Source organism: Methylobacterium sp. DB0501, assembly GCF_011043735.1.
In the GTDB taxonomy this organism is placed as follows: domain Bacteria; phylum Pseudomonadota; class Alphaproteobacteria; order Rhizobiales; family Beijerinckiaceae; genus Methylobacterium; species Methylobacterium alsaeris.
Genome location: NZ_JAAKGV010000001.1, coordinates 210,124 through 234,812 on the forward strand (window position 1 = coordinate 210,124; position 24,689 = coordinate 234,812).

Here is a 24,689-nt window from a genome sequence, read left to right on the forward strand (position 1 = left end):
GATGACCGCCCTGCTGCACCCGCCCGACAGCCTCGTCCTGCTCGTCCTCGCCCTCGCGGTCGAGGCCGTGCTCGGCTATCCGGACCGCCTCTACAGGCTGGCCGGCCACCCTGTCACCTGGATCGGCGCGCTGATCGCCGTCCTCGACCGGCGCTTCAACCGCGAGGCCGACCCGGCCGGGCGCCGGCGCGCCGCCGGGGTGCTGGCGCTCGCGCTCGTCCTCGTCGCGACGGGCCTCCCGGCCTCGGCCCTCGCGCTCGCCTGCGGGGCGCTCGATCCCCTCGTCGGGCTCGTCCTCTGCGCGGTCCTCGCCGCGAGCCTGCCGGCGCAGCGCAGCCTGCACGACCACGTCGCCCGGGTGGCGGAAGCCTTGCGCCGCGAGGGCCTCCCCGGCGGGCGCCGGGCGGTGGCGATGATCGTCGGGCGCAACCCCGAGACCCTCGACGAGGCCGCGATCTGCCGCGCCGCGATCGAGAGCCTGGCCGAGAACTTCTCCGACGGCATCGTGGCGCCGGCCTTCTGGCTCGGCGCCGGCGGCCTGCCCGGGGGGGCGCTCTACAAGGCGATCAACACCGCCGACAGCATGATCGGCCACCGCACGCCGCGCCACGAGGCCTTCGGCTGGGCCGCCGCCCGCCTCGACGACCTCGTCAACCTGCCGGCCTCGCGCCTCACCGCCGGTCTCGTCGCCGCCGCCGCCGCCCTGACGCCGGGGGCCTCGGCCCGGGGGGCGCTCCACGCCCTGCGCCGCGATGCCGGCCGCCACCGCTCGCCCAATGCCGGCTGGCCCGAGGCCGCGATGGCCGGCGCGCTCGGCCTGCGCCTCGCCGGTCCGCGGGTCTACGGCACGACGCGGGTCGAGGATGCCTGGATGGGCTCGGGACGGGCCGACGCGACCGCGGAGGACATCGTTCGCGCGCTCGTGCTGTACCGGCGGGCCTGTCTGCTCTTGTGGGGGCTGGCAGCGGGATTGGCGGGCGTCTGGCTGACCATGTGAGCCCTCACCAGCCCGGCTCGAGCGGGATCATCCCTCTCGCCCGGCCGTGGCAGGGCCCGCTCACCGTCCTCCAGGCCATCGACCCGGACGAAGCGCCGGGCGAGTTCTGTCCTGGCCGCCTGATGGGCTGCGAAAACCTGCCCTTGCGTCCGGTCGGTGGTGTCGGCCACCGCGTCCGGGGTCGGGCTGCCCGCGGCCGGATCCCATACCGACTCCACGGACCATGCCATTGAAGCGAAAGGCATTATCCCTGTTTGGAGCGGAACCGGGCCGGAACGGGATAATCGGCTTCGGCCGGCCTCATTCGGCGCCGGACGCCGCAGGGTCCCCTGCAGGCCGCCTTGTCAGCTCCTGATCACCGGAAGCCTGGCCTTCAGGGCGTCCCAGCCGTTGCGGAGGCCGAGATGGCGCAATCCTTCGAACGGCCGGATCTCCGGCCGCGCCCCGCCCGGATGCACCACCACGGTGGCGGTGCGCCCGACGGTCAGGCGGTCGCGGTCGACGCCCGGATCGAGGGCGACGCGGACCGGCACGCGCTGGGCGAGGCGCACCCAGGCGAAGGTCGGGTTGACGTTGGCGAGCAGGCTGGATCCGGCGCTGCGCTCCCGGTCCTCGATGCCGGCGGCGACGCTCTCGACCCGGCCGGTGACGTCGCGGTCCTCGCCCATCAGGCGCACGCTGACCGGGTCGCCGGGATGGATGCGGTCGAGCTTCGTCTCCTCGAAATAGCCCTGGACGTGCAGGGTGTCGCTGTCGACGAGCGCCATCACCGCCTTGCCGACCGCCACGTAGGCGCCGGGCCGCAGTTCGAGGTTGCTGATGCGGCCGTTGACCGAGGCGCGCACCTCGGAACGGTCGAGGTTGAGCTTGGCGAGGTCGCGGTCGGCGACCGCCTGGTCGTAGGCGGCCCGGGCACTCTGCTCGGCGGCGAGCGTCGCCTCGAGCTTCTGCTGCGACACGACGTTGTCGCTGAGCTGGCGATAGCGGGCGAGGTCGGCCTCGGCCTGGACCAGGCTGGCCTTGCGGCCGGCCACCACGGCGTCCGCTTGCCGCAGGGCGAGGCCGAAGCGGTCGGGATCGATGCGGAACAGCACGTCGCCGCGCTTGACCGGCTGGTTGTCGCGCACCTCGACGTCGCGCACGAGGCCGGACACGTCGGGGGCGACGCCGACCACCTCGGCCCGCACCCGCCCGTCGCGGGTCCAGGGGGCCTCGAGGTAATAGTCCCACAAGGCCGCCCCGACGACGGCGGCGAGGGCCAGCATGGCGGCGGTGACGGCGAAGCGGCCGAGGAAGGCGAGCGCGCGGGTCATGGTTCGTGATCTTCAGGTCAGGCGGCCGGCGAGGGACACGACGCCGCCGAGGCAGACGAGGTAGAGGCAGAGGTCGAACAGCGCCCTGTGCCAGACCAGGCGGTAGAGCCCGAGCGCACCGATCAGCCGGCGCACCACCAGGTTCAGCAGGAAGGCGGCGACCGCCCAGACCAGCAGGGCCGGCACGAAGACGCCGTAGAGGTCGATATCGGCCATCACGCGGCCTCCCTCGCGAGGACGGGGGCGCCGGCGGGCGGCGCCTCGGGGAAGAGGGCGCGCCGCAGGCCCGCGAGGCCCAGCAGCGCGTCGCGCCGGCCCCAGACCCCGGCCCCGGCCCCGGCTTGCGCGCCGATCTCCGCCAGGGCCGCGTCGATCCGGTCGAGCAGGATCGGGGAGGCCGGGCCGCGCGGCCCCTCGTAATGGGTCGCCACCGCGTCGAGGGCGGCATCCAGCACCGCGACCTCGCCGTCCGGCAGGCCGTGGCGGGCCCGGCGCAAGGACACGAGGTTCATGCCCACCCGCAGGGCCGCCAGGGCGTCGATGCGCGACAGGTCGCTGTCGGGCCCGGCGGCGGCGAGGCGCGGCACCAGCAGGCCGAGGCGGTCGAGCATCAGGTGGGCGAAGGCGACCCGGTCGCCGCGCCCGCGCCGGCGCGCCGCCCGGGCGAGGTCGGCGCGGCTCGCCGCGATCAGCCGGCGGGCACCGTGCTCGGCCCCGACCGAGCGCACCAGCCGCGTCACGAGGGCGGCGATCCAGATGCCGCCGACGAGGGCGATGCCGGAATTGACGTAGGCGCCGAATTCCGAGGTGTAACGGTCCTGGAGCGCCAGGAGCGCGTTGCCGTTGACGCCGAGCGCCAGGCCCACCGGCAGCGTCCTCGGGGATGTCATCAGCAGGCCGCACAGGATCAGGACCGGCGCCAGCACCAGGGCGAGGCTGACGAAGTCGTGGACCAGCGGCATCACGCCGAACAGCAGCACCCCGATCGCGACCGCGGCGACTCCGGTCCAGGTGGCGAAGCTCAGGATCGCCGGAACCGGGTCGTCCTGGGTCGCGAACATGCAGGAGAGCACCGCGCCCATCATCGCCGCGGTGGCGCCGTCGGGCCAGGCGGTGGCGATCCACACCGCCACGCAGGCGACCGTGCCGAGGAAGGCGCTGAGGGCGGAGCGGAACGCCATGCCGTGGTCGCGGTGGCGTGACGCCCCTCCGCCGAACTCGCCCGCGAAGGCGAGCGGCTCGCTCAAGCGGCCGCTGCCGCGGGCGATGCCGTCCTGCAGCGCCCGGCAGTCCCGGCCGATGGCGACGAGCTCGCGCAGGCGGTCGAGGAGGCTCGCCCGGACGAGCGCCGCCCAGCCGGCATGCGGTGGCAGCGGGCGGTCGGCGGCCTCGATTCTCGCGAGCAGCGCGTCGGCCTCCCCGGCCGGGGCGCCGCCCGCCGACCACGCCTCGACGTCGGCGAGCAGGCCGCGCAGCTCCGGGCTCACGCCGGACAGGCCGCGCAACGCCGCGATCCGGTCCGCCAGGGAGGAGAGGACCGGCAGCAGCATCAGCATCCGGCCGCGCAGGAGCTGCACCAGCGGCACCGCCCGGCTCTGGGCCGAGGTGTCGTAGGCGAGATGGGCCGAGAGCGCGTCGATCTCCGCGGCCTCCGCGGCGAGCCGCAGGCGGCGCGCCCGCAGGGCCGGCGCCTCGCCGACATCGGAGAGCACGTCGCCGGTCCAGCGGCCGGCCTCGCCGAGCCAGGCGCCGATGCGCGACGCCAGGACCGGGCCGACCGGCTCCGGGACGACGAGGCTCGCCACCAGCGAGGCGCAGAGGATGCCGAGCGTGATCTCCTCCGCCCGCGACACCGCGGTGTCGAAGATCGTCTCGGGCGCCGTCACCGCCGGGAAGCCGATCAGCGCCGCGGTGTAGCCGGCCAGCATGAACAGGTAGGCCCGCGGCGAGCGGTCGAGGAGCGAGAGATAGAGGCATCCGGCGGTCCAGAGCGCCAGCGCCAGGGTCAGCATCTCGGGCGAGGCGACGAGCGGCGGCACCATCACGACCGCGGCGGAGACGCCGATCAGCGTGCCGATTACCCGGTACAGCGCCTTCGAGCGGGTGGCGCCGGAGAGCGGCTGCATGGTGATGTAGACGGTCGCCATCGCCCAGTACGGGCGCGGCAGGTCGACCCACAGGGCGATGCCGAGGGCGAGGAGCGCGGCCCCGCTGACCTTGAGGGCGAACAGCCATTGGCGCCAGCCGGGCATCAGGCGCGTCCTCCGGTGGTGGGGCCCGCGGTCTCCCGGCACGGCGGGGCGGCCTCGTCGGGCGGGCAGAGACTCGCGCCCTTCGGGCCGTCGGCCTGGAGGGTGCGCAGCACGGTCAAGGCCGCCCGCAGGTCGTCGTCGCCGACATTGGCGAAGACCGCCGCGCGCAGCGTGTCGAACCGCGCCTCGATGGCGGCGGCGCGGGCCTGCCCTTCGGCCGTCAGGTGCAGCACCTTGGCGCGGCGGTCGGTCGGGTCCTCCCGGCGGGTGACGAGGCCGGCCTCGCAGAGCTGGTCGAGCAGGCGCACCAGGCTCGGCCCCTCGACGCCGAGGGCGTCGGCCAGAGTCGTCTGGCGCAGATCGCCGCCGAGCCGCCCGATCAGCAGCAGCGGCAGCGCCGTCGCCTCGGTCAGCCCGTAGGCGGTCACCACCTCGTCGGCGGCCCGGCGCCAGACGCGCCCGGCCTGGAGCAGGGTCAGGGTGAGGGATTGCAGGAGGTCGCGTCGCATCGCCGTCGCGTTCGGCCAAGCCGATGATTGATCGTACTCATAGATAGGATGCTATCGATTTGGATGACAGCCTACGGTTCGCTCGCGGCGGTGCCTGCGTCATTATCGCGCATACGCGTGCTGGGGCTTATGAGTGTTGCATTACGACGGGTCACGAGGAACACGTTCACATGGCAAGCTCGCGACGGTCGCCGTGGAAGGCGCGTCGTACTTTACGTTCGTTCCCAGATAACTGTCACAACCCGTATAAACGCTAGAATGAACAAATCAGTTAAATTATATAGATTTAACATTGATGCCGGAATTTGTCGATCCTAGATATAGCGGGCTCGGCCCGGAACGCTATTTTTCGGATCATTGATTATTTTGATGAGCGCGCCCGACAATTGCTTGCGTATCACCTCCTCAAAACGATCGTCCGACTCCCATGAGAAATATAATAGGTTAGACTGCATTTCTTTTCGAAACGCCTTCGTCTTCTTTAAGTTTTTTAGATCGATCGAAAACGGATTTAAAGGAACCTCGCAAAATCCGAACATGACGCGCGCCACTCGCGAGCGCCCGGACACGAATTCGGCAACCGCGGTTTTGTATTCTTCCTCTGTTCCGGATCCGAAGTTTTTTGTCGGCGCTCCGAATTTATGGCCCATTATTCCGAGATAAATATCATATCTTCCTTCCATGAATTGATTGATGATCGCCTGAACCCCGTCCACACTATAGCTCGAAGATATATCTTCAAATGTTAAGACGCGCACGGTAACTTTATGAACGTCTTCCCAGTGAGAATTTTCTCGACTGACAATATTCCTCACACGATTGGCGTATTCCGACATTTCACCCGTATGCGAGAGAAAGATTTGAATAAGCCTGAGACCGTTCACGACTTGCCTTCCCCCTTGAGAGAACCGCGCGCAGCATAGACGACGTGATTGACGAAATGAACGACGTGGTGCGGGCCGAACGTGCGGTACCGCATATCGTACAAGAACGACTTGAACAGGTTACCATGTCCATGGCCGACATCGACGGTCAGTGTCAGGACGTTCTCCAGGACTCTTTGTATTTTTCTGACAAATTCCGCCTTCTCCGACTCTTCGATCCCACCTATGATGAGATTGTCTTCCGCGTAGGACAGCATCAAATGCTGCGCGACATAGATCGAGACAACCTCGTTTATCGTATTAAGCTCTTTGTCATGAGAGACGTCATGATCAGGATCATGCTGGTAAGGCTCGAGGTCGGAAAGGGCATAGGCCACCGAAATGGGCTTGAGTTTTCTGATCCAGAAAACCAGATACCCGATATGCTTGGATGGATGCACACCCAGTGGATGAATTTTAAGGAGTCGCCCTAAATCACTCTCATGATGCTCAATGACATCAATGCATGTTTTAAGTGATATATGAGCGACACATCCGCATTGCTCGACGAGAAGCTTCTCGATTAGACGGTACAGATCACGCGCAGATATTTCTTGAGGGCTCATCACGAAACCGCCCCTCCGCTAGCGAAGGGACTTAGTCACCCTCGGGGCGAGGGAGTTTATACGAACGCTTTGCGGCATTGGCTAATGCTTCTCTACCTTGCTCGATATCCATCCCAGAATTGTCTGGCTCATGCTTCATAGCACCAAGCTTTTTTGTATCCATTCCGCGTTGCTTCGTCTCATCCGTATACTGGGCCAAGGCCTGATCGAATTTTTGCGCCCCAATCAGGGCGCGAACGGACGATGTTTTCACCATCACGCTACTCCTGTGTCAGGACGCCGATTTTCGATCGCGAATACCGAATAAATCCCTAATTCACTCCTGAGCAGAGACCAAAGATTACCATTGCCGACAGTCTTCGAGAATTCCTCCGCGTTGCCGGTCCTCGAAATTAGAATCTCGCACACAGACTGACGTAAGGCAAATATTTTTATCGATAGTCGTGAAAAAGCTCGATATCGCAACTCCATTGTATTACATATGAAATAAAATAACAATTTGGATACGCTTGAAATAAGATTTACGTGCCACCGGCGCTCGCCGGCAGCTTTGATGATACTTAAACGCCTATATCGATTGCGCGGCCTGACTGGCTCGACATGTGATACCAGGGCCTGTTGGGGTTTGATCATGGCTCCAATTACGCTCGATCGGGTAAAAAAGCCTCTTATGCGCCTTATCGGCGTAGTGAGTCGCCAATCAGGTAGCCAAGTAGACCGAATCGTTCAAGTGCCGATGAGGCTCATGTGGGGATTACGTGCTCACAGGCGGCGCTATGGCTCCCGGCGGCGCCACGTCTGCGGGCATATTCAGCGGCAGAAAAACCTGCTCGACGCTGGGGGCTAGACGATTTTGCCTTCAGACGAAGCGCTTACACATGAGCAACAAGAAACATATCGTCATTTTGATTGCGAAATCATAAAAATATCCTCAATTACGACACTCAATAAAAAATATTAACACCGTAAAATAGACGATTTACAGATGAAATATACGAATAATAACTGAAATTAGGGGATGTTACTGTTATTCTATTCATGAGAATACGCGCATCTGGCGAATCCCGGTCGCGGGTCCCATGCGCACCGGCATTTCAAGGATGTGAGCCGGATCACCGCCGTTCGGCCGCATCCCGATCCGGCGTCCAGTCCAGCTCCACCACCGTCTCGCCGTCCTCGCGGTTGTAGCGCAGGGCGGTCCGGCGCATCGCATGGAGGGCCTTCGCATCCTCGGCCCGGGGGCACTGGACGGGATCGTGGGCGCGGTGGGTGCGGTCGAGCATGCGGCCGAAGCCGGCGTCGAGGGACGGCATCGCCGCGACGGTCGAGAACGGCGCCGACAGGTAGACGGTGCGGGCGGGCCCGCGGGCGAGGCAGTAGCGCCAGTCGGCGGCGGCCGGCGCGGCGGCCAGCGTCAAGCCGGCGCAGGCGCCGAGAAGCAGCACTCTCATCGGATCGGGGAACTCGGAACGGATGTCGGGGCCGTCCCGATGCGCGGCGCTTGCGGCGTCAGCAAGGCATCGCGCGGCTCAGATCCGGGCGGTCTCGCGCCCCTCTTGCTCGGGGATCCCGCTCTCTTGAGCATCGCTCCGGCAACTATCGCTCTCTCGGGCGTCGAGGTTCAGGCTCCAGACCCGAACGCCGTCCTCGGCGACGAGCCAGGCCTCGCCGGTCCGGTCGCCGAACATGTCGTCGGCCCGCCCCAGGATGCGGGCGGCGGCGTGGCGCACCGTCGGCGCCTCGATCGGCAGGTCCTGGAACACGGAGGCCTCCGGGTCGCGGAGGCGCGATCGCAATCGGTACAGCGGCATGACGGGCGAACTCCGGAAGACGGGCGGGGTCTCGCGAACCCGGATGTCTGGCGTGAGCGGCAGCCTCTTGGTCTCGGACCGTTCCTCCCGGACGCCCCTTCCCGGTAGTGACGGGAAGGCGGTGCCGGGTCTCGTCCTCCGCGGCGGGCCGGAGCCGTCGTGGGGTCGTTGCGCCGTCGCCCGTCGGGTAACGACGCAGGACACCTTCTACCGTCCCGCCGTTCTCGTTCAAGAGTCGACCCAGGAAGAAGTTCACGTTGGGGAAGGCGAAGGCGGCGGCGAAGGACGGGGCGTTGACACCGCCCCCCTCCGTCTCCCCCTTGTGGCACGAAGCCGGAAACGGTGGCGGCGCCGGACGGGGCGCCATGGTCCTTCGCGGCATGCCCCCCGCCTCCATTCCCCGGGAAGGGGGACGGAGCGAGGCAGGGAGAGGAACGGACACGATGACGACGAGGGTCGCCTGCATCGGCGAGTGCATGATGGAGCTGTCGGAGCGGCCGGACGGCAGCCTGCTGCGCGGCTACGGCGGCGATACGCTGAACACCGCCCTCTACCTCGCCCGGCTCGGCGTCGCGGTCGATTACGTGACGGCGCTCGGCGACGATCCGTGGAGCGAGGAGATGCTGGCGGCCTGGGCCGCCGAGGGAATCGGCACGTCCCGGGTGCGCCGCCTGCCCGGGCGGATGCCGGGGCTCTACATCATCCGCACCGACGAACACGGCGAGCGCAGCTTCCACTACTGGCGCGACAGCGCCGCCGCCCGCGACCTGTTCTCCGGCCCCGGCGCCGACGAGACCCGGGCGGTCCTCAGCGGTTACGACCTCGTCTACGCCTCGGGCATCAGCCTGTCGCTCTACGGCGAGGCCGGGCGGGCGGCGCTCGCAGAGACCTGCCGGGCGGTGCGGGCGAAGGGCGGGCGCGTCGCCTTCGACACCAACTACCGGCCCCGCGGCTGGCCCGACAAGGCGAAGGCGCAAGCCGCCTTCCGCGACGCGATGGCGGCGGCCGACCTGATCTTCGCCTCCGCGGAAGACCTCGAATGGCTGTACGGCCGCGAGGGCGAGGAGGAAGTCCTGCGCCATCGCGGCCGCTGCGAGATCGTGCTGAAGGGCGGCGGCTCGCCGCCGAGCGTCCGGGTGCTCGCGGGCGCCGAGGACGTGACGGTGCCGGCCTCCACCGTCGCGGCGGTCGTCGACACCACCGCGGCGGGCGACAGCTTCGCGGCGGCCTACATGGCGGCCCGCCTCGCCGGCCGTCCGCCCGCCGGAGCCGCGTCGTGCGGCCACCGCCTCGCCGGCACCGTCATCGGGCATCGCGGTGCCGTGATCCCCCGGGCCGCGATGCCCGACCTCGCCCTCGATTCGGGAAACAAGCCATGAGACAGGCCATGACGACAGAGACCCGAGCCCACCGTCTCGACGCGCTGCTCGCCGCCTCCCCGGTGATCCCGGTCATCACCGTGCCGGAACTGGCCCACGCGGTACCCCTCGCCCGCGCCCTGGTAGCGGGCGGCATCACCACGCTCGAGATCACCCTGCGCACGCCGGTGGCGCGGGATGCCGCGAAGGCGATCATGGCCGAGGTGCCGGAGGCGGTGGTGGGCCTCGGCACGGTGCTCACCCCGGCCGACCTCGAGACCGCCCACGCGCTCGGCGCCCGCTTCGCGCTCAGCCCCGGGGCGACGCCGGACCTGCTGCGGGCGGCGGCGGCCAGCGACATGGTGTTCATGCCGGGCATCGCCACGCCCTCCGACCTGATGCAGGTGCTCGCCGCCGGCTTCACCGTGGCCAAGTTCTTCCCCGCGGTGCCGGCGGGCGGCATGGCGGCCCTGAAGGCGCTCGGCGGGCCGTTCCCGCAGGCCCGCTTCTGCCCGACCGGGGGCATCGGCGAGGCCGACGCCAAGGCCTGGCTCGCCCTGCCGAACGTCGCCGCGGTGGGTGGCTCGTGGCTGACGCCCGAGGCCGAGATCCGCGCCGGCAACTTTTCCGCCATCACCGAGCGGGCCCGCCGCACCCTCGCGGCGTTGCAGTAACGGACGAGAAACGTGCCCTCGCCGCCACGGTGTGGCGCGGGCACAACGTCGATCTCGCAACCGCGAAGCTTCGCCGGATTTAAGCTTGGCTTTGGGACGTGGACGTTTACGGCTTGGCCATTGGTTCCGCCGTACGGTGCCGGTGGCGTTCGCACCGTCCTTGCCCCGCGCTTCCCCTTCCAAGCTTTCCTGCCAAGAGGCTTCCATGCGCCGCTTCGTCCCCGCCCTGGCCGGGCTGGCCTGCGCCGTCGCCGCCTGGGTGGCGCCCGCCGCCGCCTACGAGATCGACCCGCTCACCCGCCAGCCCCTGGAGCAGGCCCTCACCGTGACGGTGCGGGCCCCGGCCGCCGCCGCGGTCGATCCCCTCGACGCCACGGTGCCGAAGCTGAGCCCGATCCCGCGCGAGACGGTGGCCTATTCCGGCCCCTACGGCGCCGGCACCATCGTGGTCTCGACCGCCGAGCGCCGGCTGTACTACGTGCTCGGCAACGGCCAGGCCCTGCGCTACGGCGTCGGCGTCGGCCGCCCGGGCTTCACCTGGAACGGCGCGCAGACCATCTCGATGAAGCGCGAGTGGCCCGATTGGCGCCCGCCGGCCCAGATGATCCGCCGCCGCCCCGACCTGCCGCGCTACATGAAGGGCGGCCCCGAGAACCCCCTGGGCGCCCGCGCGATGTATCTCGGCGGCTCGCTCTACCGCATCCACGGCTCCAACGAGCCCGAGACCATCGGCACTGCCGTCTCCTCCGGCTGCATCCGGATGACCAACGACGACGTGATGGATCTCTACACCCGCGCCAAGGTCGGCACGAAGGTGATCGTGCAGCGTTGATCCGGCAGTTGTAGATTCGAGAGCGATGAGGCCGGCCTTGTGCCGGCCTTTTTCGTGCCGATCTGCCTGATGCACTCGATCGTGTGTGGCGCGGGATCCCCTCTTCTGACTGGGAGTGGGAAAAAGTCTCCGCCCTCCCAGAAGCTTATCCTCCCTCTCACGCCACCGACCACGCTACACGACACAGGAGGCTGCGTGGATACGGGAGCGACGGCCACCGCAGGCCCCCTCCCCCCGCGGATGAAGGCCGGGAGAGGGGCAGCGGGACGCCGATCCCGACAGCGCCCTTCAGAACGATCCAGTCTTCTTCGGAAGCGGCGTCCCCTCTCCCGGCTCACTCCGTTCGCCCCCCTCCCCCGCAGAGGCGGGAGGGTACTTGCGCGGCGGCCGTCGTTCCCGCACCGCGCAACCTCCTGTGTCGTGTAGTGTGGTCCCCGGCCCCGCCGACCGCCCGCGCATGTAGGTCTGCGGCGCGCATCCCATCTCGCGCCGGAACGCGTAGACGAAGGCCGAGGTCGAGCCGTAGCCGAGCGTCAGCGCGGTCCGCGTCACGTCCAGTCCGCCGCCCATCAGCTCGATCGCCTTGAACAGCCGCAGGCGGCGGCGCCAGGCGCGCAGGCTCATGCCGAGCTCGGCCTCGAAGCGGCGGGCGAGGGTGCGGCCCGACAGGCCGAGCGCCCGGCCCCATTCCTCGGGCCCGCGGGGATCGGCGGGTTCGGCGTAGAGCGCCTCGCACAATCCGGTCAGCGGCCCCCCGCGCGGCCAGGGCAGCGCCCCCGGCAGCGGCGCGGCCCGGCGGAGCTGGTCGAGGATCAAACCGGCGACGCGGCCCGCATAGCCGTCCGAATCGGCTTGCCCGTCATCCCCTCGCCCGTCGAGCGCCGCAGCCTCGACGATGAGCGCCTGGAGCAGGGCCGAGACGCCGAACACCGTCGGCTCCTCGGGCAGGCCGTGCCCGGCCGCGTCGGCGATCCACAGGCTGCGGAACTCGGCCCCGAGCAGCGAGCCGACCCGGTGCCGGTGCCCGGTCGGCAGCCACACCGCCTGCTCCGGCGAGATCACGAAGGAGCGGCCGGCCACCGCCACCGTCAGCACGCCCGAGACGGCATAGACGACCTGATGCCAGGCATGGGCGTGCTCCGGGAAGGAGTGGCGCGGCGGGATCCCCTGCGCGCGTACGGTGAGGGGCTGCGGCGGCGCGGCGCCGGGCGGCGTCTCGATCGTCTCCCACTGCATGCGGCCCCCCAGATTGGCGGCAATTCTACACCCGCTGGCACCTCGTCGAAATACGGCCAGCCGGGGCTCGTCTAAGCAGGAGAAGACTCTTGCTGTCTCCGGCCGTCGTCAGAGAAAAAGATCATCATGGCCTATCACGACCGCCGCGGCCTGCCCGTCTCGACCCGTTCCACCCCGGCCGCCGAGCATTACCGCGAGGGCGTCGACCTCATGCTCGCCGCCTGGCCGGGCGCCGCCGAGGCGCTCGACGCAGCGATCGCCGCCGATCCGGGCTTTGCTCTGGCGCATGCCGCCCGGGCCCGCCTGCACGCGATGCGCACCGAGCCGGCGGCGGCGCGGGCCCGCATCACCGCCGCCGCCCGGCGGGTGGCGGACGGCGCGACCGAGCGCGAGCGGAGCCACGTCGCGGTGCTGTCGCTGGCGATCGACGGCCAGTCGGGGCCGGCGCTCGCCCGGGCGCTTGCCCATCTCGATGCCTGGCCGCGGGACGCCCTGATCCTGTCGCTGCCGCTCGGCGCCTTCGGGCTGCTGGCCTTCTCCGGCCGGCCCGACCACGACCGGGCCCGGGTCGATCTCTGCGAGCGCCACGCCCACGCCTACGACCCCGACGACTGGTGGTTCGCGGTCTCCCGCGGCTGGGCCCACACCGAGAACGGGGCGGTGGCCCGCGGGCGGGCGCTGACCGAGCGGGGCTTCGCATTGCGGCGCCGGAACGCCAACGGCGCCCACGCCCTGTCGCACGCCCTGTTCGAGGACGGCGCCGGACCCGAGGCCGAGGCGCTGATCGCCGGCTGGCTGCCGGGTTACGACCGCTCCGGCATCCTGCACGGCCACATCGCCTGGCATGCCGCCCTCTCGGCGCTGGAGCGCGGCGATTCCGGCGGGGCGCTGGCGATCTACGACGCGCATGTGCGGCCCGGCGTGACGGCGGGCCTGCCGCTCAACGTGATCACCGACACCGTATCGCTGCTCTGGCGCCTGACCGCCTACGGCCACGCGGTCCCGGCCGGGCTGTGGGACGAGGTCCGGACCTATTCCGCGCCGTATTTCACCCGGGCCGGCTTCGGCTTCGCCGACGCCCATATGGGGCTGCTCGCCGCCGCGACCGGCGACCGCGCGGGGGCGCAAGCGCGCATCGATGCCCTCACCGCCCTGGTCGAGGCCGGCACGCTGGCGGCCGGGCCGGTGGTGCCGGCGATCTGCCGGGCGGCCCTGGCCTTCGCGGACGGGGACGACGCGGCCTGCGCGCGGATCCTCGAACCGGTCGCCGCGGAGATCGTGCGCATCGGCGGCAGCGGCGCGCAACGCGAGATGATCGAGGATACGCTCCTCGTCGCCCTGATGCGCGCCGGCGAGGCCGGCAAGGCCCGCGCCCGCCTCGACGCCCGCCTCCACCGCCGCCCCTCGCCGCGCGACGCGCGCTGGCGGGCCCAGCTCACCGCCTGAAAGGCAGACGATGTCGAACTCCGCCGCCCCGCCCGCCTTGCCCGACGCGACCGGCACCGGCAACGTCCTGCGCCTCGCGGTCGCGCAGGCGCTCGCCGGGGCCAACTCGGTCGTGGTCTTCGCCACCGGCGCCGTCATCGGCAACCGGCTGGCGCCGGATCCGGCGCTCGCCACCCTGCCGATCTCGATCTTCGTCGTCGGCATGGCGGCCTGCACCCTGCCGGCCGGGCGCATCGCCCGGGCTCGCGGCCGCCGCACGGCGTTCCTGGCCGGCACCGGGTGCGGCGTGCTGGTCGGGCTCCTGGCGGCGCTCGCCGTGGTGCTGTCGTCGTTCTGGCTCTTCTGCCTGGCGACCTTCTTCGGCGGCGCCTACGCCGCCGTGGTGCTGTCGTTCCGCTTCGCCGCCGCCGATTGCGTCGCGCCGGAGCGCCGTCCGCGGGCCCTCTCGGCGGTCATGGCGGGCGGGGTCTTCGCCGGGATCATCGGGCCGCAGCTCGTCAGCCACACGATGGACCTTTGGCCGTCCCACGTCTTCGCCGCCACCTTCCTCGCGCAAGCCGCGGTCGCGGCCTTGTCGGCGGTCGTGCTCCTGGGCGTGCGGCTGCCGGGGCCGAGCCGGGCCGAGATCTCCGGCGGGCGCCCGCTGATCGAAATCGCCCGCCAGCCCCGCTTCGTCACCGCGGTCCTGTGCGGGGTGGTGTCCTATCTCCTCATGAATTTCCTGATGACCGCCGCGCCGCTGGCGATGCACCTGTGCGGCTTCACCCAGGACGACGCCAATCTCGGCCTGCAATGGCACGTGATCGCGATGTACGCCCCGAGCTTCTTCACCGGGCGGCTGATCGCGCGGTTCGGCGCGCCCGCCGTGGTCGCGGCGGGGCTCGCGCTCACGGCGGTCGCGGCGACCGTCGGGCTGTCGGGCCTGGATCTCGCCCATTTCTGGGCCTTCCTGGTCCTGCTCGGCCTCGGCTGGAATTTCGGCTTCGTCGGCGCCTCCGCCATGGTGCTCGAGTGCCACCGGCCGGAGGAGCGGACCCGGGTGCAGTCGCTCAACGACTTCGTGGTGTTCGGCACGATGGCGATCGGCTCGTTCTCCTCCGGCGGGCTGCTCGCGCATTACGGCTGGGACGTGGTGCTGTGGGTGTCGTTCGGACCCCTCGCCCTGGCGGTCGCGGCGCTCGGCCTGGCGGCGGCGTCGCGCCCCGCCCCGGCGGCGGGCTGACCCGTCAGCGCCGCTTCGCCGGCTCGCGGCTCAGGTTCCGGGCCGCCAGCTCCTCCTCGTAGCGCGAAAAGCGCGTCGCCTGCTCCTCGCCGAGGCGGCGCAGGAAGTCGAAGGCGTAGATCCCGGTATCGTGCATGTCGTCGAAGGTGAGCTTGACGGCGTAGTTGCCGATCGCGGCCACCGACAGGATCTGGACCTCGCGCTTGCCCGGGATCCACTTCCGCTCGGAGGGCGCGTGGCCCTGCACCTCGGCCGAGGGGCTCTCGACCCGCAGGTACTCCGCCGGCAGGGCGTAGGCCGCGCCGCCGGCATAAGCGACGTGGAGGGTGCGCTTGTCGCGCGACAGCCGGATCTCGGTCGGCCAATCCGCCTCGTCGGTCTTGTGGGTGTCGGTCATGGGTGCGTCTCCCTGCACATCAGGCACAACTTGCCCGTCATCCCGGGAGCGCTCATATGCAGGCTGGCATCCGGCCGCCAGAGCCGCGTCCCGAGGAAGTTGATCGCATGTGGGGTCCCCGTACCGACGATCCGATGCCGGCCGTGCCCGTGCCGGCCCGGCCGGCGCCGCTGATCGATCCGTTCCAGCGAGCGATCACCTACCTGCGCGTCTCGGTGACCGACCGCTGCGACCTGCGCTGCGTCTACTGCATGTCCGAGGACATGACCTTCCTGCCCAAGCGCGATCTGCTCACGCTGGAGGAGCTGGACCGGGTCTGCTCGGTCTTCGTCGCCCGCGGCGTGAGGAAGCTGCGCATCACCGGCGGCGAGCCGCTGGTGCGCCGGGACATCATGCGGCTCTTTCGCAACCTCTCGCGCCACCTCGAATCCGGGGCGCTGGAGGAGATGACGCTGACCACCAACGGCACCCGCCTGCGCCAGCACGCCGCCGAGCTGGCGGCCCTCGGCATGCGCCGGATCAACGTCTCGCTCGACACCCTGGACCCCGGGAAGTTCCGGGCGATCACCCGGCGCGGCGACCTCGACACGGTGCTCGACGGCATCGCGGCGGCGCGCGAGGCCGGCCTGAAGGTCAAGATCAACGCCGTGGCGCTGAAGGGCGTCAACGAGGACGAGATCCCAGGCATGCTCGACTGGGCCCACGGGCTCGGCATGGACATGACGCTGATCGAGGTGATGCCGCTCGGCGACATCGAGCCCGAGCGCGTCGACCAGTTCCTGCCGCTCTCGGTGGTGCGCGAGCGCCTGTCCGAGCGCTACAGCCTCACGCCGCTGCCCGACCGCACCGGGGGGCCGGCCCGCTACGTGCGGGTGGAGGAGACCGGCGGGCGCCTCGGCTTCATCACCCCGCTCACCCATAATTTCTGCGAGAGCTGCAACCGGGTGCGCCTGACCTGCACCGGCCAGCTCTACCTGTGCCTGGGCCAGGAGGACGCCGCCGACCTGCGGGCGGCTTTGCGCGCCTCCCCCGACGATGCCGTGGTGGCCGAGGCGATCCGGGAGGCGATCACCCGCAAGCCGAAGGGCCACGACTTCGTCATCGCCCGCGCGGCGAAGCCCGCGGTGCCGCGGCACATGAGCACGACGGGGGGCTGACGGCCGCCGTCAGATCCGGAACCCCATCCTGAGCGCTCCCCAGTGCCGCCCATGGACCCGGATGGGGCTCGCGACCTCGCGCAGGGGCGGCCGGCCGGCCTCGTCCTGCGGGCAGGCCTGGACCAGGAAGGCACGGGTCGAACGGGCGGCGGACAGGCCGATGCGGTCGTCGTAGAGCCGGCGCTGGCGGGCGTGCAGCGCGTTCCAGGCCGGGTCGCCGGTCCGCGGCACCTGCGACCGGGCGCGATTGTGGACCGGGGCGTAGCCGTTGCGGTCGACGGGGAAGCAGAAGGCGGTGCGCGGATCGGCCAGGAGCAGCGGCTCCAGGATCGGCGGCAGCAGATCCTCCAGGACCGGCACCGCGGCGGTGAGGTAATGCGGCGGCTCGATGCCGGCGACCGGGCGGTAGCTGGTGTCGAACAGCGCGTGGCGCAGGAGCCGGCCCTCGGCCAGGGCCTGCTCCAGGGCCGCGCCGACCGCCGCCGCGCCCCCCTGCGCCGCCGCGATGAGCGGCCGGTTCTCCTCCTCGACCGCCACCAGGGCGTCGCGCATCCGGGTCTCGGAGGTGGGATCGACGAGGGCGCAGTGCAGGCCGCGCGGGCTCGCCCCGGCGACCTGCACCTGCAGCCGGCCGATGCCCCGCACGTCGAGGGAGAGCCGGGCCCCGGCCGGCGCGCCGCAGCCCTCCGGCGGGGTCAGGAGCAGACCGCCCCGGCTCAGGTCGAGCACCCGCCCGAGGCCCCAATTGCCGACCCGCACCGCGAGGTCGACGGGATAGCGGTCGTGGACGCGCCGGTCGCCGATCTCCGCCTGGCGCAAGGACGCGACCGTGCGCAGGGCGAGTCCCCCGGCGAGGCCGGCGACGCCGGCGCCGACCGATTCGGCGGTCTCCATGCGCCGGGCCGCCTCGCCGGCGGCCGTCGCCGCGGACACGGCGTCCCGGCCGAACGCGTCGGTGGCCTCCGCGAGGTCTCGGGCGTCGTCGGCGAGGTACCGGGCGGCCGCCGCCTGGGCCTCGGCCGCCGCGCCGGTCGTGGCGAAGGCCGGGCGCAGGCAGGCCAGCGAGGTCGCGACGCTGCCCATCGCCACCGCGCCGGGGCCGGAGAGGCGGCGGCTCAGGGCCCGCACCTCCTCCACCGCCCGGGCCGCATCGGCCGACAGGAGCTTGAATTCCTCCGCCATGCGCCAGAGCGGCCCGCCGCCCGCGCCGGCACGCGCCGCCTCGACGGTGGCGTTGAGGGCGAGGCGATTGGCCTGCCGCGCCAGGGTGGCGGCGGCCTCGACGACGCGGGCGGCGTCCTGCGCGGCGCCCGCCATCTCGGCCTCGAGCACGCGGCTCTGGGCGTCGGTGCGGTCGAGGTGGCGGCCGGCCTGCACCAGCACGCCGGCGAGCCCCTCCGATTCGCTCGCGAGCCGGTCGGCCGAGACGCCGAGCGCCCGGCCGCGCCCGCCCGCCTCCTCGGCGCGATCCCCCAGGGCTTCGAGGCCGCGGGCGAGGGCGAGGGTGTCGGCGGCGACGGCGGCGGTCTCGGCGCAGCCGTCGCGGGCGGCGACCCCGACGGCGCGGGCGGCCCGCACCAGCTCCGCCTCGACCCGGTCGACGGCGTCGCGCCCGGCACGGCCCGCATCGCGGTCGGGCCCCTCGATCGCCGGCGCCGCCGCGGGGAGCGGCGGCAGGATCTCGACCGCGTCGCGGTCGCGGGACGATGGGGGCGGGCGGAAGCTCAGGCGCATGGCGGGATGAGAGCGCGGCGCGCTTAAAAGCCGGTTAACCCTGACGTAGGGTTATCGCCGGCTCTCCATCGGGCGCCCCGGGACGACGCGCGAGTTGCGCCGGAAGGCGAGGCCATGGCAGGGTCCGCTCACCGATCGACACGTCTTCCCCGTTTCATGAGAGACCGCCGCCGGATGAGCCGCCTGCTCTCCCGCCTCCTGCTCCTGTCGCTGCTGGCCGCCGGGCCCGCCCTCGCCGAGCAAGCCCCCGCCCCTTCGCCCTCCCCCCTCCCCTCCCCGGTGCGCATCGCCACCGAGGGCGGCCACCCGCCGTTCAACTACGTCGAGGACGGCAAGCCGGCAGGGTTCGAGGTCGAGCTGGCCCAGGCCCTGTGCGCGCAGGCCGGGCTCACCTGCACGATCGTGCTCCACCAGTGGGACGGCATCATCAAGGGCCTGGAGGCCGGCGAGTACGACGCCATCATGGCGGCGATGGCGATCACGCCGAAGCGGGCCGCCCGCATCGCCTTCACCAGGCCCTATCTGCGCATCCCGTTCACCTACGTGGCGCGGCGCGACGCCTCGCTGCCGCCCCCCTCGCCCGCCACCCTGCCGGGGCGGCGGATCGGCGTGGCGGCGCACGGGCCGCAGGTCGCCTACCTGGAGCAGCGGGTGCCGGGCGCCGAGATCCGCACCTTCGACAGCCTCGCCGACGCGACCCTCGACCTGCGGGCCGGCCGGGTCGACTTCGTTCTGGGCGACAAGCTCGACCTCGCGACATTCCTCGCCAGGCCGGAGGGCGAGGCCTGCTGCCTCCTCGTCGGCGACGTGCCGGCCGGCGAGCCCCTGCTCGGCGAGGGCGTCGGCATCGGCCTGCGCAAGGCCGACGGCGCCTTGCGCGCGGCGTTCGAGACGGCGCTCGCCGCCCTGATCGCCGACGGGCGCTACGACCGCATCCGGGCGAAGTACATTCCGTTCGACACGAAGTGACGGCCTCCTCGCCACGGGCGGGATCGGCCGTGGCGAGGAGGCGCGCTCGTTTGACGGGCACCGGGCCGGCTCACTACACCGGGGGCCGACCGCCGGGATAACGGCGTGGGAGGAACGAGCGCATGGCGAAGGTCGCGTTTCTGGGTCTCGGCGTGATGGGGGGCCCGATGGCCCGCCACCTCGCCGCCAAGGGCCACGACGTCACGGTCTACAACCGCACCAGGGCCAAGGCCGACGAGTGGGTGGGTGCCCATGGCGGCAAGGCGGCGGCAACGCCGCGCGAGGCGGCGGAGGGCCAGGAGATCGTCTTCGCCTGCGTCGGCAACGACGACGACCTGCGTCAGGTCACGACCGGGCCGGACGGCGCCTTCTCGGCGATGGGCAAGGGCACGGTCTTCGTCGACCACACCACCGCCTCGGCGGAAGTCGCGCGCGAGCTGGCGTCAGCGGCCGGGAAGGCCGGCTTCGGCTTCGTCGACGCCCCGGTCTCCGGCGGCCAGGCCGGCGCCGAGAACGGTGTGCTGACGGTGATGTGCGGCGGCGAGCCTGCCACCTTCGCGCGGGTCGAGCCGGTGATCGGGGCCTACGCCCGCGCCTGCCGGCTGCTGGGGCCGGTCGGCGCCGGCCAGCTCGCCAAGATGATGAACCAGATCTGCATCGCCGGCCTGGTCCAGGGCCTGTCGGAGGCGGTGCATTTCGGCAAGCAGGCCGGTCTCGACATCGAGGCGGTGCTCGACGTGATCTCCAAGGGCGCCGCCGGCTCCTGGCAGATGGAGAATCGCGGCAAGACCATGAACGAGGGCAAGTTCGATTTCGGCTTCGCCGTCGACTGGATGCGCAAGGATCTGTCGATCGTCCTGGCGGAAGCCCGCCGCAACAAGTCCAAGCTGCCGGTGACGGCCCTCGTCGACCAGTTCTACGCCGAGGTGCAGAGCATGGGCGGCGGGCGCTGGGACACGTCGAGCCTGATCGCGCGGCTGGAGAAGTAAGAGCGCGGTCGACGGGGTCGACTGCGCACAATAAGAGCCTCATTGTCATCCCGGGGCTCGCCGACGGTGAGAACCCGGGACACACAACCGCTGAAGATGCAGGCTTGAACGGATCGTGTTCCGCTTCGTCCTGGAACGTCGGCGGATATGGATCCCGGGTTCCGCTACGCGGCCCCGGGATGACTTAGTGGGCTGGAAACCTCGGCGAGACGATCCCTCTACTTCCCCACCAGGCAGCTCACCGCCTTGCGCCAGCCCGCCAGACGCCGCTCGCGCAAGGTCGGCTCCATCGCCGGGGTGAAGCGGCGCTCCAGGCGCCAATGGTCGGCGAAGTGCTCGGGCTCCGGGTAGAGGCCGCAGGCGAGGCCGGCGAGATAGGCCGCGCCCAGCGCCGTCGTCTCCTTCACCTCGGGCCGGTCCACGGGTGCGGCGAGCAGGTCGGCGAGGCGCTGCATCGTCCAGTCGGAGGCGACCATGCCGCCGTCGACCCGCAGCACCGTGGCGCGGCCGTCCCCGTCGGACCAGTCGGCCCGCATGGCGGCGAGGAGGTCCGCGGTCTGGTAGCAGACGCTCTCGAGCGCCGCGCGGGCGAGCTCGGCCGGTCCCGTGCCGCGGGTGAGACCGAACAGGGCGCCGCGGGCGTCGGGCTCCCAGTGGGGCGCACCGAGGCCGACGAAGGCCGGCACCAGATAGACGTCCTGCGCCGGGTCGGCCCGCTCGGCGAGCGCACCCGTCTCGGCCGCCGACTCGATGATTCCGAGCCCGTCGCGCAGCCACTGCACCGCGGCACCGGCGACGAAGATCGAGCCTTCCAGCGCATAGGTGCGCCGGCCGTTCAACTGGTAGGCGATGGTGGTGAGGAGCTTGTTCTTCGAGGCGACCGGCTGTGACCCGGTGTTGAGGAGGGCGAAGCACCCGGTGCCGTAGGTCGACTTGACCATGCCGGGCCGGAAGCAGGCCTGCCCCACCGTCGCGGCCTGCTGGTCGCCGGCCACGCCCCGGATCGGGATCGCGGCGCCGAACAGCTCCGGGTCGGTCTCGCCGAAATCGCCCGAGGAATCGCGCACCTCCGGCAGCATCGAGGCCGGCACGCCGAGGAGAGCCATCAGCTCGTCGTCCCAGGCGCCGCGATGGATGTCGAAGAGGAGCGTGCGCGAGGCGTTGGTGGCGTCGGTGACGTGCAGCCGGCCGCCGGTGAGGCGCCACAAGAGATACGAATCGACGGTGCCGAAGGCGAGCTCGCCGGCCTCGGCCCGGGCACGGGCGCCGGGCACGTTGTCGAGGATCCAGGCGATCTTGGTGCCGGAGAAGTAAGGATCGAGGATCAGGCCGGTCTTGGCCGTCACCATCGGCTCGTGGCCGGCCTCCTTGAGGCGGGCGCAGATCCCGGCCGAGCGCCGATCCTGCCAGACGATGGCGCGGTGCACCGCCTCGCCGGTGCGCTTGTCCCAGACCAGCGTCGTCTCGCGCTGGTTGGTGATGCCGATCGCCGCCACGTCCCGGGCCGTCACGCCCGCTTGTTTCATCGCCGCCCGACAGGTCTCGAGCGTCGTGCGCCAGAGATCCTCCGGCTCGTGCTCAACCCAGCCGGAGGCCGGGAAATGCTGCGGGAACTCGGCCTGGGCGAGGCCCGCGATCGAGGTATCGGGCCGGAACAAAAGGGCGCGCGAGGAGGTGGTGCCCTGGTCGATGGCGAGGATGAGGGAGGACATCGGAGGCTCTTTCGCGCGGTGCGTTAGAGGGGTGGCGGCTCCAGCGTGGCGAGGCCGATCGTGTCGGCCGCCCGGCGAAGCCGCGCATCGAAGGTGGCGAAGGGCAGACCGGTGACCTGGAGCAGCGCGAGATGCAGGGCATCGGGACCGCGCACGCCGAGGACGGCGTCCTCGACGATGGTGCGGGCGCGAACGAACATGTTCCGCGTGATGGTCATTGGGCGGCCGAGGGCCACCCGCCAGAACTCGAAGCGCGAGAAGATCGACCGAGCTTCAGCCGAATCCAGCTTGCGCTCACGGACCAACCGCGAAATCGCCGACGTAAATTCGAGAACGGTGAGGTCCGATATGACGATGGCGACGCTCGGATCGGCAACCCAGGCCTGGATGCGCACTGACGAGGCTTCCCGTACGAAGATCGCGATCACGATGTTCGCGTCGCAACAAACGCGGCTCACGCGCCTTCATCCCGCATCTGGCGGACGAGGGCGACCGCATCGATCGGCTCGCGCGGTGTCACGATGGTCTCGCGCAGCCAGTCGACTTCTTCCTTGGTCATCGGCCGCGGCTCGGTCGGTACGAGCTTGACGAGATCCTCGTCGAGGCGGGTGATGATCACCTCCTCGCCCTCGGTCGCCTTGGCAAGCAATTCGGGCAGGCGGGCGATGGCATCTTCCAGCGAGTAATAGGCCATGACAATCTCCGTGGCGGCATCGGCCGCCAGGATAGCGAAATCCGGCCGTCCGCGGACAGGAGAGCCGGGGCGCTGAAGCCCCGGCTCCCTCAGCTTCAGCCGCGCTTCGGCGGCGAGGCCGGCCAGCTCTTGATCAGGGTGTCGTAGTCGATCGTCTCACCCTTCGGCTTCTCGTCGGCGAGCTTGCGCTGGGGAGCGAGCGTGCCGTCCTTCTTGGCCTGCTCGTACCAGTGCTCGGCCGAGGTCTTGGGGTTGAGCTTCGGGCCGCACTCGCCCTGGACCTTCGAGCGCTCCAGGCGCGCCATCACGTCGTCCTGGGCGTTGGCGAGCGCGTCCATCGCCGCCTGCGGGGTCTTGGCGCCCGAGGAGGCGTCGCCGATGTTCTGCCACCAGAGCTGCGCGAGCTTGGGATAGTCCGGCACGTTCACGCCGGTCGGGGTCCATTGCACGCGGGCCGGCGAGCGGTAGAACTCGATCAGGCCGCCGAGCTTCGGCGCCCGCTCGGTGAAGGACTTGTCCCAGATGTCGCTCTCGCGGATGAAGGTGAGGCCGACATGGCTCTTCTTCAGGCTGACCGTCTTCGAGACGATGAACTGCTGGTAGAGCCAGGCCGCCTTGCGGCGCTCGAGGGGCGTGGACTTCAGCAGGGTGAGCGAGCCGGCATCCTGGTAGCCGAGCTTCATGCCCTCCTTCCAGTACGGCCCGTGCGGCGAGGGTGCCATGCGCCATTTCGGCGTGCCGTCCTGGTTCATCACCGGCAGGCCGGGCTTCACCATGTCGGCCGTGAAGGCGGTGTACCAGAACATCTGCTGGGCGACGTTGCCCTGCGACGGAACCGGGCCCGATTCCGAGAAGGTCATGCCGGCGGCCTGCGGCGGCGCGTACTTCTTCAGCCAGTCGACATACTTGGTGACGGCGTAGACCGCGGCCGGGCCGTTGGTGTCGCCGCCGCGCTCGATCGAGGAGCCGACCGGGCGGCAGCCCTCGATGCGGATCCCCCACTCGTCGACCGGCTTGCCGTTCGGGATGCCCTTGTCGCCGTTGCCGGCCATCGACAGCCACGCATCGGTGAAGCGCCAGCCGAGCGAGGGGTCCTTCTTGCCGTAGTCCATGTGGCCATAGACCTTGACGCCGTCGATCTCCTTCACGTCGTTGGTGAAGAAGTCGGCGATGTCCTCATAGGCCGACCAGTTGACCGGCACGCCGAGCTCGTAGCCGTACTTGGCCTTGAACTTCTCCTTGATGTCCGGACGGGTGAACCAGTCGTAGCGGAACCAGTACAGGTTGGCGAATTGCTGGTCGGGCAGCTGGTAGAGCTTGTTGTCCGGACCGGTGCCGAACGAACGGCCGATGAAGTCCTCGAGATCGAGGGTCGGAGAGGTGACGTCCTTGCCCTCGCCCTTCATGAAGTCCGACAGGGCGACGGTCTGGCCGTAGCGGAAATGAGTGCCGACGAGGTCGGAATCGTTGATCCAGCCGTCGTAGATGTTCTTGCCCGACTGCATCTGGGTCTGGATCTTTTCCACCACGTCGCCCTCCTGGAGGAGGTCGTGGCGCACCTTGATCCCGGTGATCTCGGTGAAGGCCTTCGCCAGGGTGCGGGCCTCGTATTCGTGCGTGGTCAGCGTCTCGGAGACGAAGTTGATCTCCATGCCGGCGAAGGGCTTCGCCGCATCGACGAACCACTGCATCTCCTTGAGCTGCTCGTCCTTCGACAGGGTCGAGGGCTGGAACTCGGAATCGACCCAGCGCTTGGCCTCTTCCATGCCGGCGAAGGCGTGGCCGGCGGCGAGGCTGAGCGCGAGGGCGCTCGCGGCCGTCAGCAGACGATGGCGTTTCATGATCGTGGTCCTCCCTCTGGTGGTTGTCGACCCGCCTGATGCCGGCTGGCTGCCGGA

The 24,689-nt window shown here is 70.3% G+C and carries 25 protein-coding genes; 9 read left to right on the forward strand and 16 right to left on the reverse strand.

The genetic code is table 11. The annotated features are described in order from the left end of the window. Position 1: 1 nt before the first annotated feature. A complete protein-coding gene (cbiB, locus tag G4G93_RS00975; RefSeq protein ID WP_165080388.1) occupies positions 2-997 on the forward strand; it encodes an adenosylcobinamide-phosphate synthase CbiB in 996 nt (331 codons plus the stop codon). Between the two features lie 344 nt (positions 998-1,341). Here the strand turns inward: cbiB and G4G93_RS00980 are convergent, their stop codons facing one another. The 9 genes from G4G93_RS00980 to G4G93_RS01020 all read right to left on the reverse strand — a co-directional run bounded on the left by G4G93_RS00980 (position 1,342) and on the right by G4G93_RS01020 (position 8,371). Then, positions 1,342-2,310 carry an HlyD family secretion protein gene (locus tag G4G93_RS00980; RefSeq protein ID WP_165080390.1) on the reverse strand — a complete coding sequence of 323 codons (969 nt, stop codon included), beginning with the start codon at positions 2,308-2,310 and terminating at the stop codon, positions 1,342-1,344. Between the two features lie 12 nt (positions 2,311-2,322). Further along, positions 2,323-2,526, reverse strand: coding sequence for a DUF1656 domain-containing protein (locus G4G93_RS00985; protein ID WP_165080392.1), 204 nt, complete (start codon positions 2,524-2,526; stop codon positions 2,323-2,325). Continuing rightward, a complete protein-coding gene (locus tag G4G93_RS00990) occupies positions 2,526-4,562 on the reverse strand; it encodes an FUSC family protein (RefSeq protein WP_165080395.1) in 2,037 nt (678 codons plus the stop codon). Before G4G93_RS00990 ends, G4G93_RS00985 begins: the two co-directional genes overlap by 1 nt. Next, on the reverse strand, positions 4,562-5,071 hold the full coding sequence (locus G4G93_RS00995) for a MarR family winged helix-turn-helix transcriptional regulator (RefSeq protein WP_165080397.1): 510 nt from the start codon (positions 5,069-5,071) through the stop codon (positions 4,562-4,564). The genes G4G93_RS00990 and G4G93_RS00995 overlap by 1 nt, the downstream gene beginning before the upstream one ends. 314 nt (positions 5,072-5,385) lie before the next feature. Next, positions 5,386-5,955 carry a DUF4062 domain-containing protein gene (locus G4G93_RS01000; RefSeq protein WP_165080399.1) on the reverse strand — a complete coding sequence of 190 codons (570 nt, stop codon included), beginning with the start codon at positions 5,953-5,955 and terminating at the stop codon, positions 5,386-5,388. Beyond that, positions 5,952-6,563, reverse strand: coding sequence for a hypothetical protein (locus G4G93_RS01005; protein WP_165080401.1), 612 nt, complete (start codon positions 6,561-6,563; stop codon positions 5,952-5,954). Before G4G93_RS01005 ends, G4G93_RS01000 begins: the two co-directional genes overlap by 4 nt. A gap of 28 nt (positions 6,564-6,591) precedes the next feature. After that, complete coding sequence (locus tag G4G93_RS01010; protein ID WP_165080403.1) at positions 6,592-6,816, reverse strand: hypothetical protein; 225 nt, start codon at positions 6,814-6,816, stop codon at positions 6,592-6,594. Positions 6,817-7,672: 856 nt separating this feature from the next. Then, entirely contained in the window at positions 7,673-8,011 is a 339-nt protein-coding gene (locus G4G93_RS01015; RefSeq protein WP_165080405.1) for a hypothetical protein, read from the reverse strand. Between the two features lie 78 nt (positions 8,012-8,089). Beyond that, the gene (locus G4G93_RS01020) at positions 8,090-8,371 is read right to left on the reverse strand and encodes a hypothetical protein (RefSeq protein WP_165080407.1); all 282 of its coding nucleotides are present in this window, start codon (positions 8,369-8,371) and stop codon (positions 8,090-8,092) included. A gap of 443 nt (positions 8,372-8,814) precedes the next feature. On the opposite strand from G4G93_RS01020, the gene G4G93_RS01025 reads away from it, so the two are divergent. From G4G93_RS01025 to G4G93_RS01035, 3 genes are all read left to right on the forward strand, one after another. Further along, the gene (locus G4G93_RS01025; RefSeq protein ID WP_165080409.1) at positions 8,815-9,750 is read left to right on the forward strand and encodes a sugar kinase; all 936 of its coding nucleotides are present in this window, start codon (positions 8,815-8,817) and stop codon (positions 9,748-9,750) included. 8 nt (positions 9,751-9,758) lie between these two features. Further along, entirely contained in the window at positions 9,759-10,403 is a 645-nt protein-coding gene (gene eda / locus G4G93_RS01030) for a bifunctional 4-hydroxy-2-oxoglutarate aldolase/2-dehydro-3-deoxy-phosphogluconate aldolase (RefSeq protein ID WP_165080411.1), read from the forward strand. A 205-nt stretch (positions 10,404-10,608) separates the two neighbouring features. Further along, entirely contained in the window at positions 10,609-11,235 is a 627-nt protein-coding gene (locus tag G4G93_RS01035) for a L,D-transpeptidase (RefSeq protein WP_165080413.1), read from the forward strand. A gap of 288 nt (positions 11,236-11,523) precedes the next feature. On the opposite strand, the gene G4G93_RS01040 is transcribed toward G4G93_RS01035, so the two are convergent. Continuing rightward, entirely contained in the window at positions 11,524-12,471 is a 948-nt protein-coding gene (locus tag G4G93_RS01040) for a helix-turn-helix domain-containing protein (RefSeq protein WP_165080415.1), read from the reverse strand. Between the two features lie 126 nt (positions 12,472-12,597). Between G4G93_RS01040 and G4G93_RS01045 the strand changes: the two genes are divergently transcribed. Together G4G93_RS01045 and G4G93_RS01050 are read left to right on the forward strand one after the other, a co-directional pair. Next, positions 12,598-13,917: a tetratricopeptide repeat protein gene (locus G4G93_RS01045; protein ID WP_165080417.1), complete on the forward strand. Its 1,320-nt coding sequence runs from the start codon at positions 12,598-12,600 to the stop codon at positions 13,915-13,917. 10 nt (positions 13,918-13,927) lie between these two features. Next, positions 13,928-15,139: an MFS transporter gene (locus tag G4G93_RS01050; RefSeq protein WP_165080419.1), complete on the forward strand. Its 1,212-nt coding sequence runs from the start codon at positions 13,928-13,930 to the stop codon at positions 15,137-15,139. Between the two features lie 4 nt (positions 15,140-15,143). Here the strand turns inward: G4G93_RS01050 and G4G93_RS01055 are convergent, their stop codons facing one another. Beyond that, positions 15,144-15,536 carry a gamma-butyrobetaine hydroxylase-like domain-containing protein gene (locus G4G93_RS01055; protein WP_165080421.1) on the reverse strand — a complete coding sequence of 131 codons (393 nt, stop codon included), beginning with the start codon at positions 15,534-15,536 and terminating at the stop codon, positions 15,144-15,146. 107 nt (positions 15,537-15,643) lie between these two features. On the opposite strand from G4G93_RS01055, the gene moaA reads away from it, so the two are divergent. Further along, positions 15,644-16,693, forward strand: a complete 1,050-nt coding sequence (gene moaA, locus G4G93_RS01060) for a GTP 3',8-cyclase MoaA (protein WP_165080423.1) — start codon at positions 15,644-15,646, stop codon at positions 16,691-16,693. A 9-nt stretch (positions 16,694-16,702) separates the two neighbouring features. On the opposite strand, the gene G4G93_RS01065 is transcribed toward moaA, so the two are convergent. Continuing rightward, the gene (locus G4G93_RS01065) at positions 16,703-18,427 is read right to left on the reverse strand and encodes a chemotaxis protein (RefSeq protein WP_165080425.1); all 1,725 of its coding nucleotides are present in this window, start codon (positions 18,425-18,427) and stop codon (positions 16,703-16,705) included. Positions 18,428-18,601: 174 nt separating this feature from the next. Here G4G93_RS01065 and G4G93_RS01070 point away from each other — a divergent pair, with 174 nt between their 5' ends. Beyond that, positions 18,602-19,396 carry a transporter substrate-binding domain-containing protein gene (locus G4G93_RS01070; protein WP_165080427.1) on the forward strand — a complete coding sequence of 265 codons (795 nt, stop codon included), beginning with the start codon at positions 18,602-18,604 and terminating at the stop codon, positions 19,394-19,396. Between the two features lie 122 nt (positions 19,397-19,518). After that, on the forward strand, positions 19,519-20,385 hold the full coding sequence (locus G4G93_RS01075; RefSeq protein WP_165080429.1) for an NAD(P)-dependent oxidoreductase: 867 nt from the start codon (positions 19,519-19,521) through the stop codon (positions 20,383-20,385). A 218-nt stretch (positions 20,386-20,603) separates the two neighbouring features. Here G4G93_RS01075 and glpK read toward each other — a convergent pair whose 3' ends face one another. From glpK to G4G93_RS01095, 4 genes are all read right to left on the reverse strand, one after another. Beyond that, a complete protein-coding gene (gene glpK / locus G4G93_RS01080) occupies positions 20,604-22,097 on the reverse strand; it encodes a glycerol kinase GlpK (protein WP_165080431.1) in 1,494 nt (497 codons plus the stop codon). A gap of 23 nt (positions 22,098-22,120) precedes the next feature. After that, positions 22,121-22,555, reverse strand: coding sequence for a type II toxin-antitoxin system VapC family toxin (locus G4G93_RS01085; RefSeq protein WP_206289413.1), 435 nt, complete (start codon positions 22,553-22,555; stop codon positions 22,121-22,123). Continuing rightward, positions 22,552-22,791 carry a type II toxin-antitoxin system Phd/YefM family antitoxin gene (locus tag G4G93_RS01090; protein WP_165080435.1) on the reverse strand — a complete coding sequence of 80 codons (240 nt, stop codon included), beginning with the start codon at positions 22,789-22,791 and terminating at the stop codon, positions 22,552-22,554. The genes G4G93_RS01085 and G4G93_RS01090 overlap by 4 nt, the downstream gene beginning before the upstream one ends. Positions 22,792-22,886: 95 nt before the next feature. Then, complete coding sequence (locus G4G93_RS01095; protein WP_165080437.1) at positions 22,887-24,632, reverse strand: ABC transporter substrate-binding protein; 1,746 nt, start codon at positions 24,630-24,632, stop codon at positions 22,887-22,889. Between the last annotated feature and the right edge of the window lie 57 nt (positions 24,633-24,689).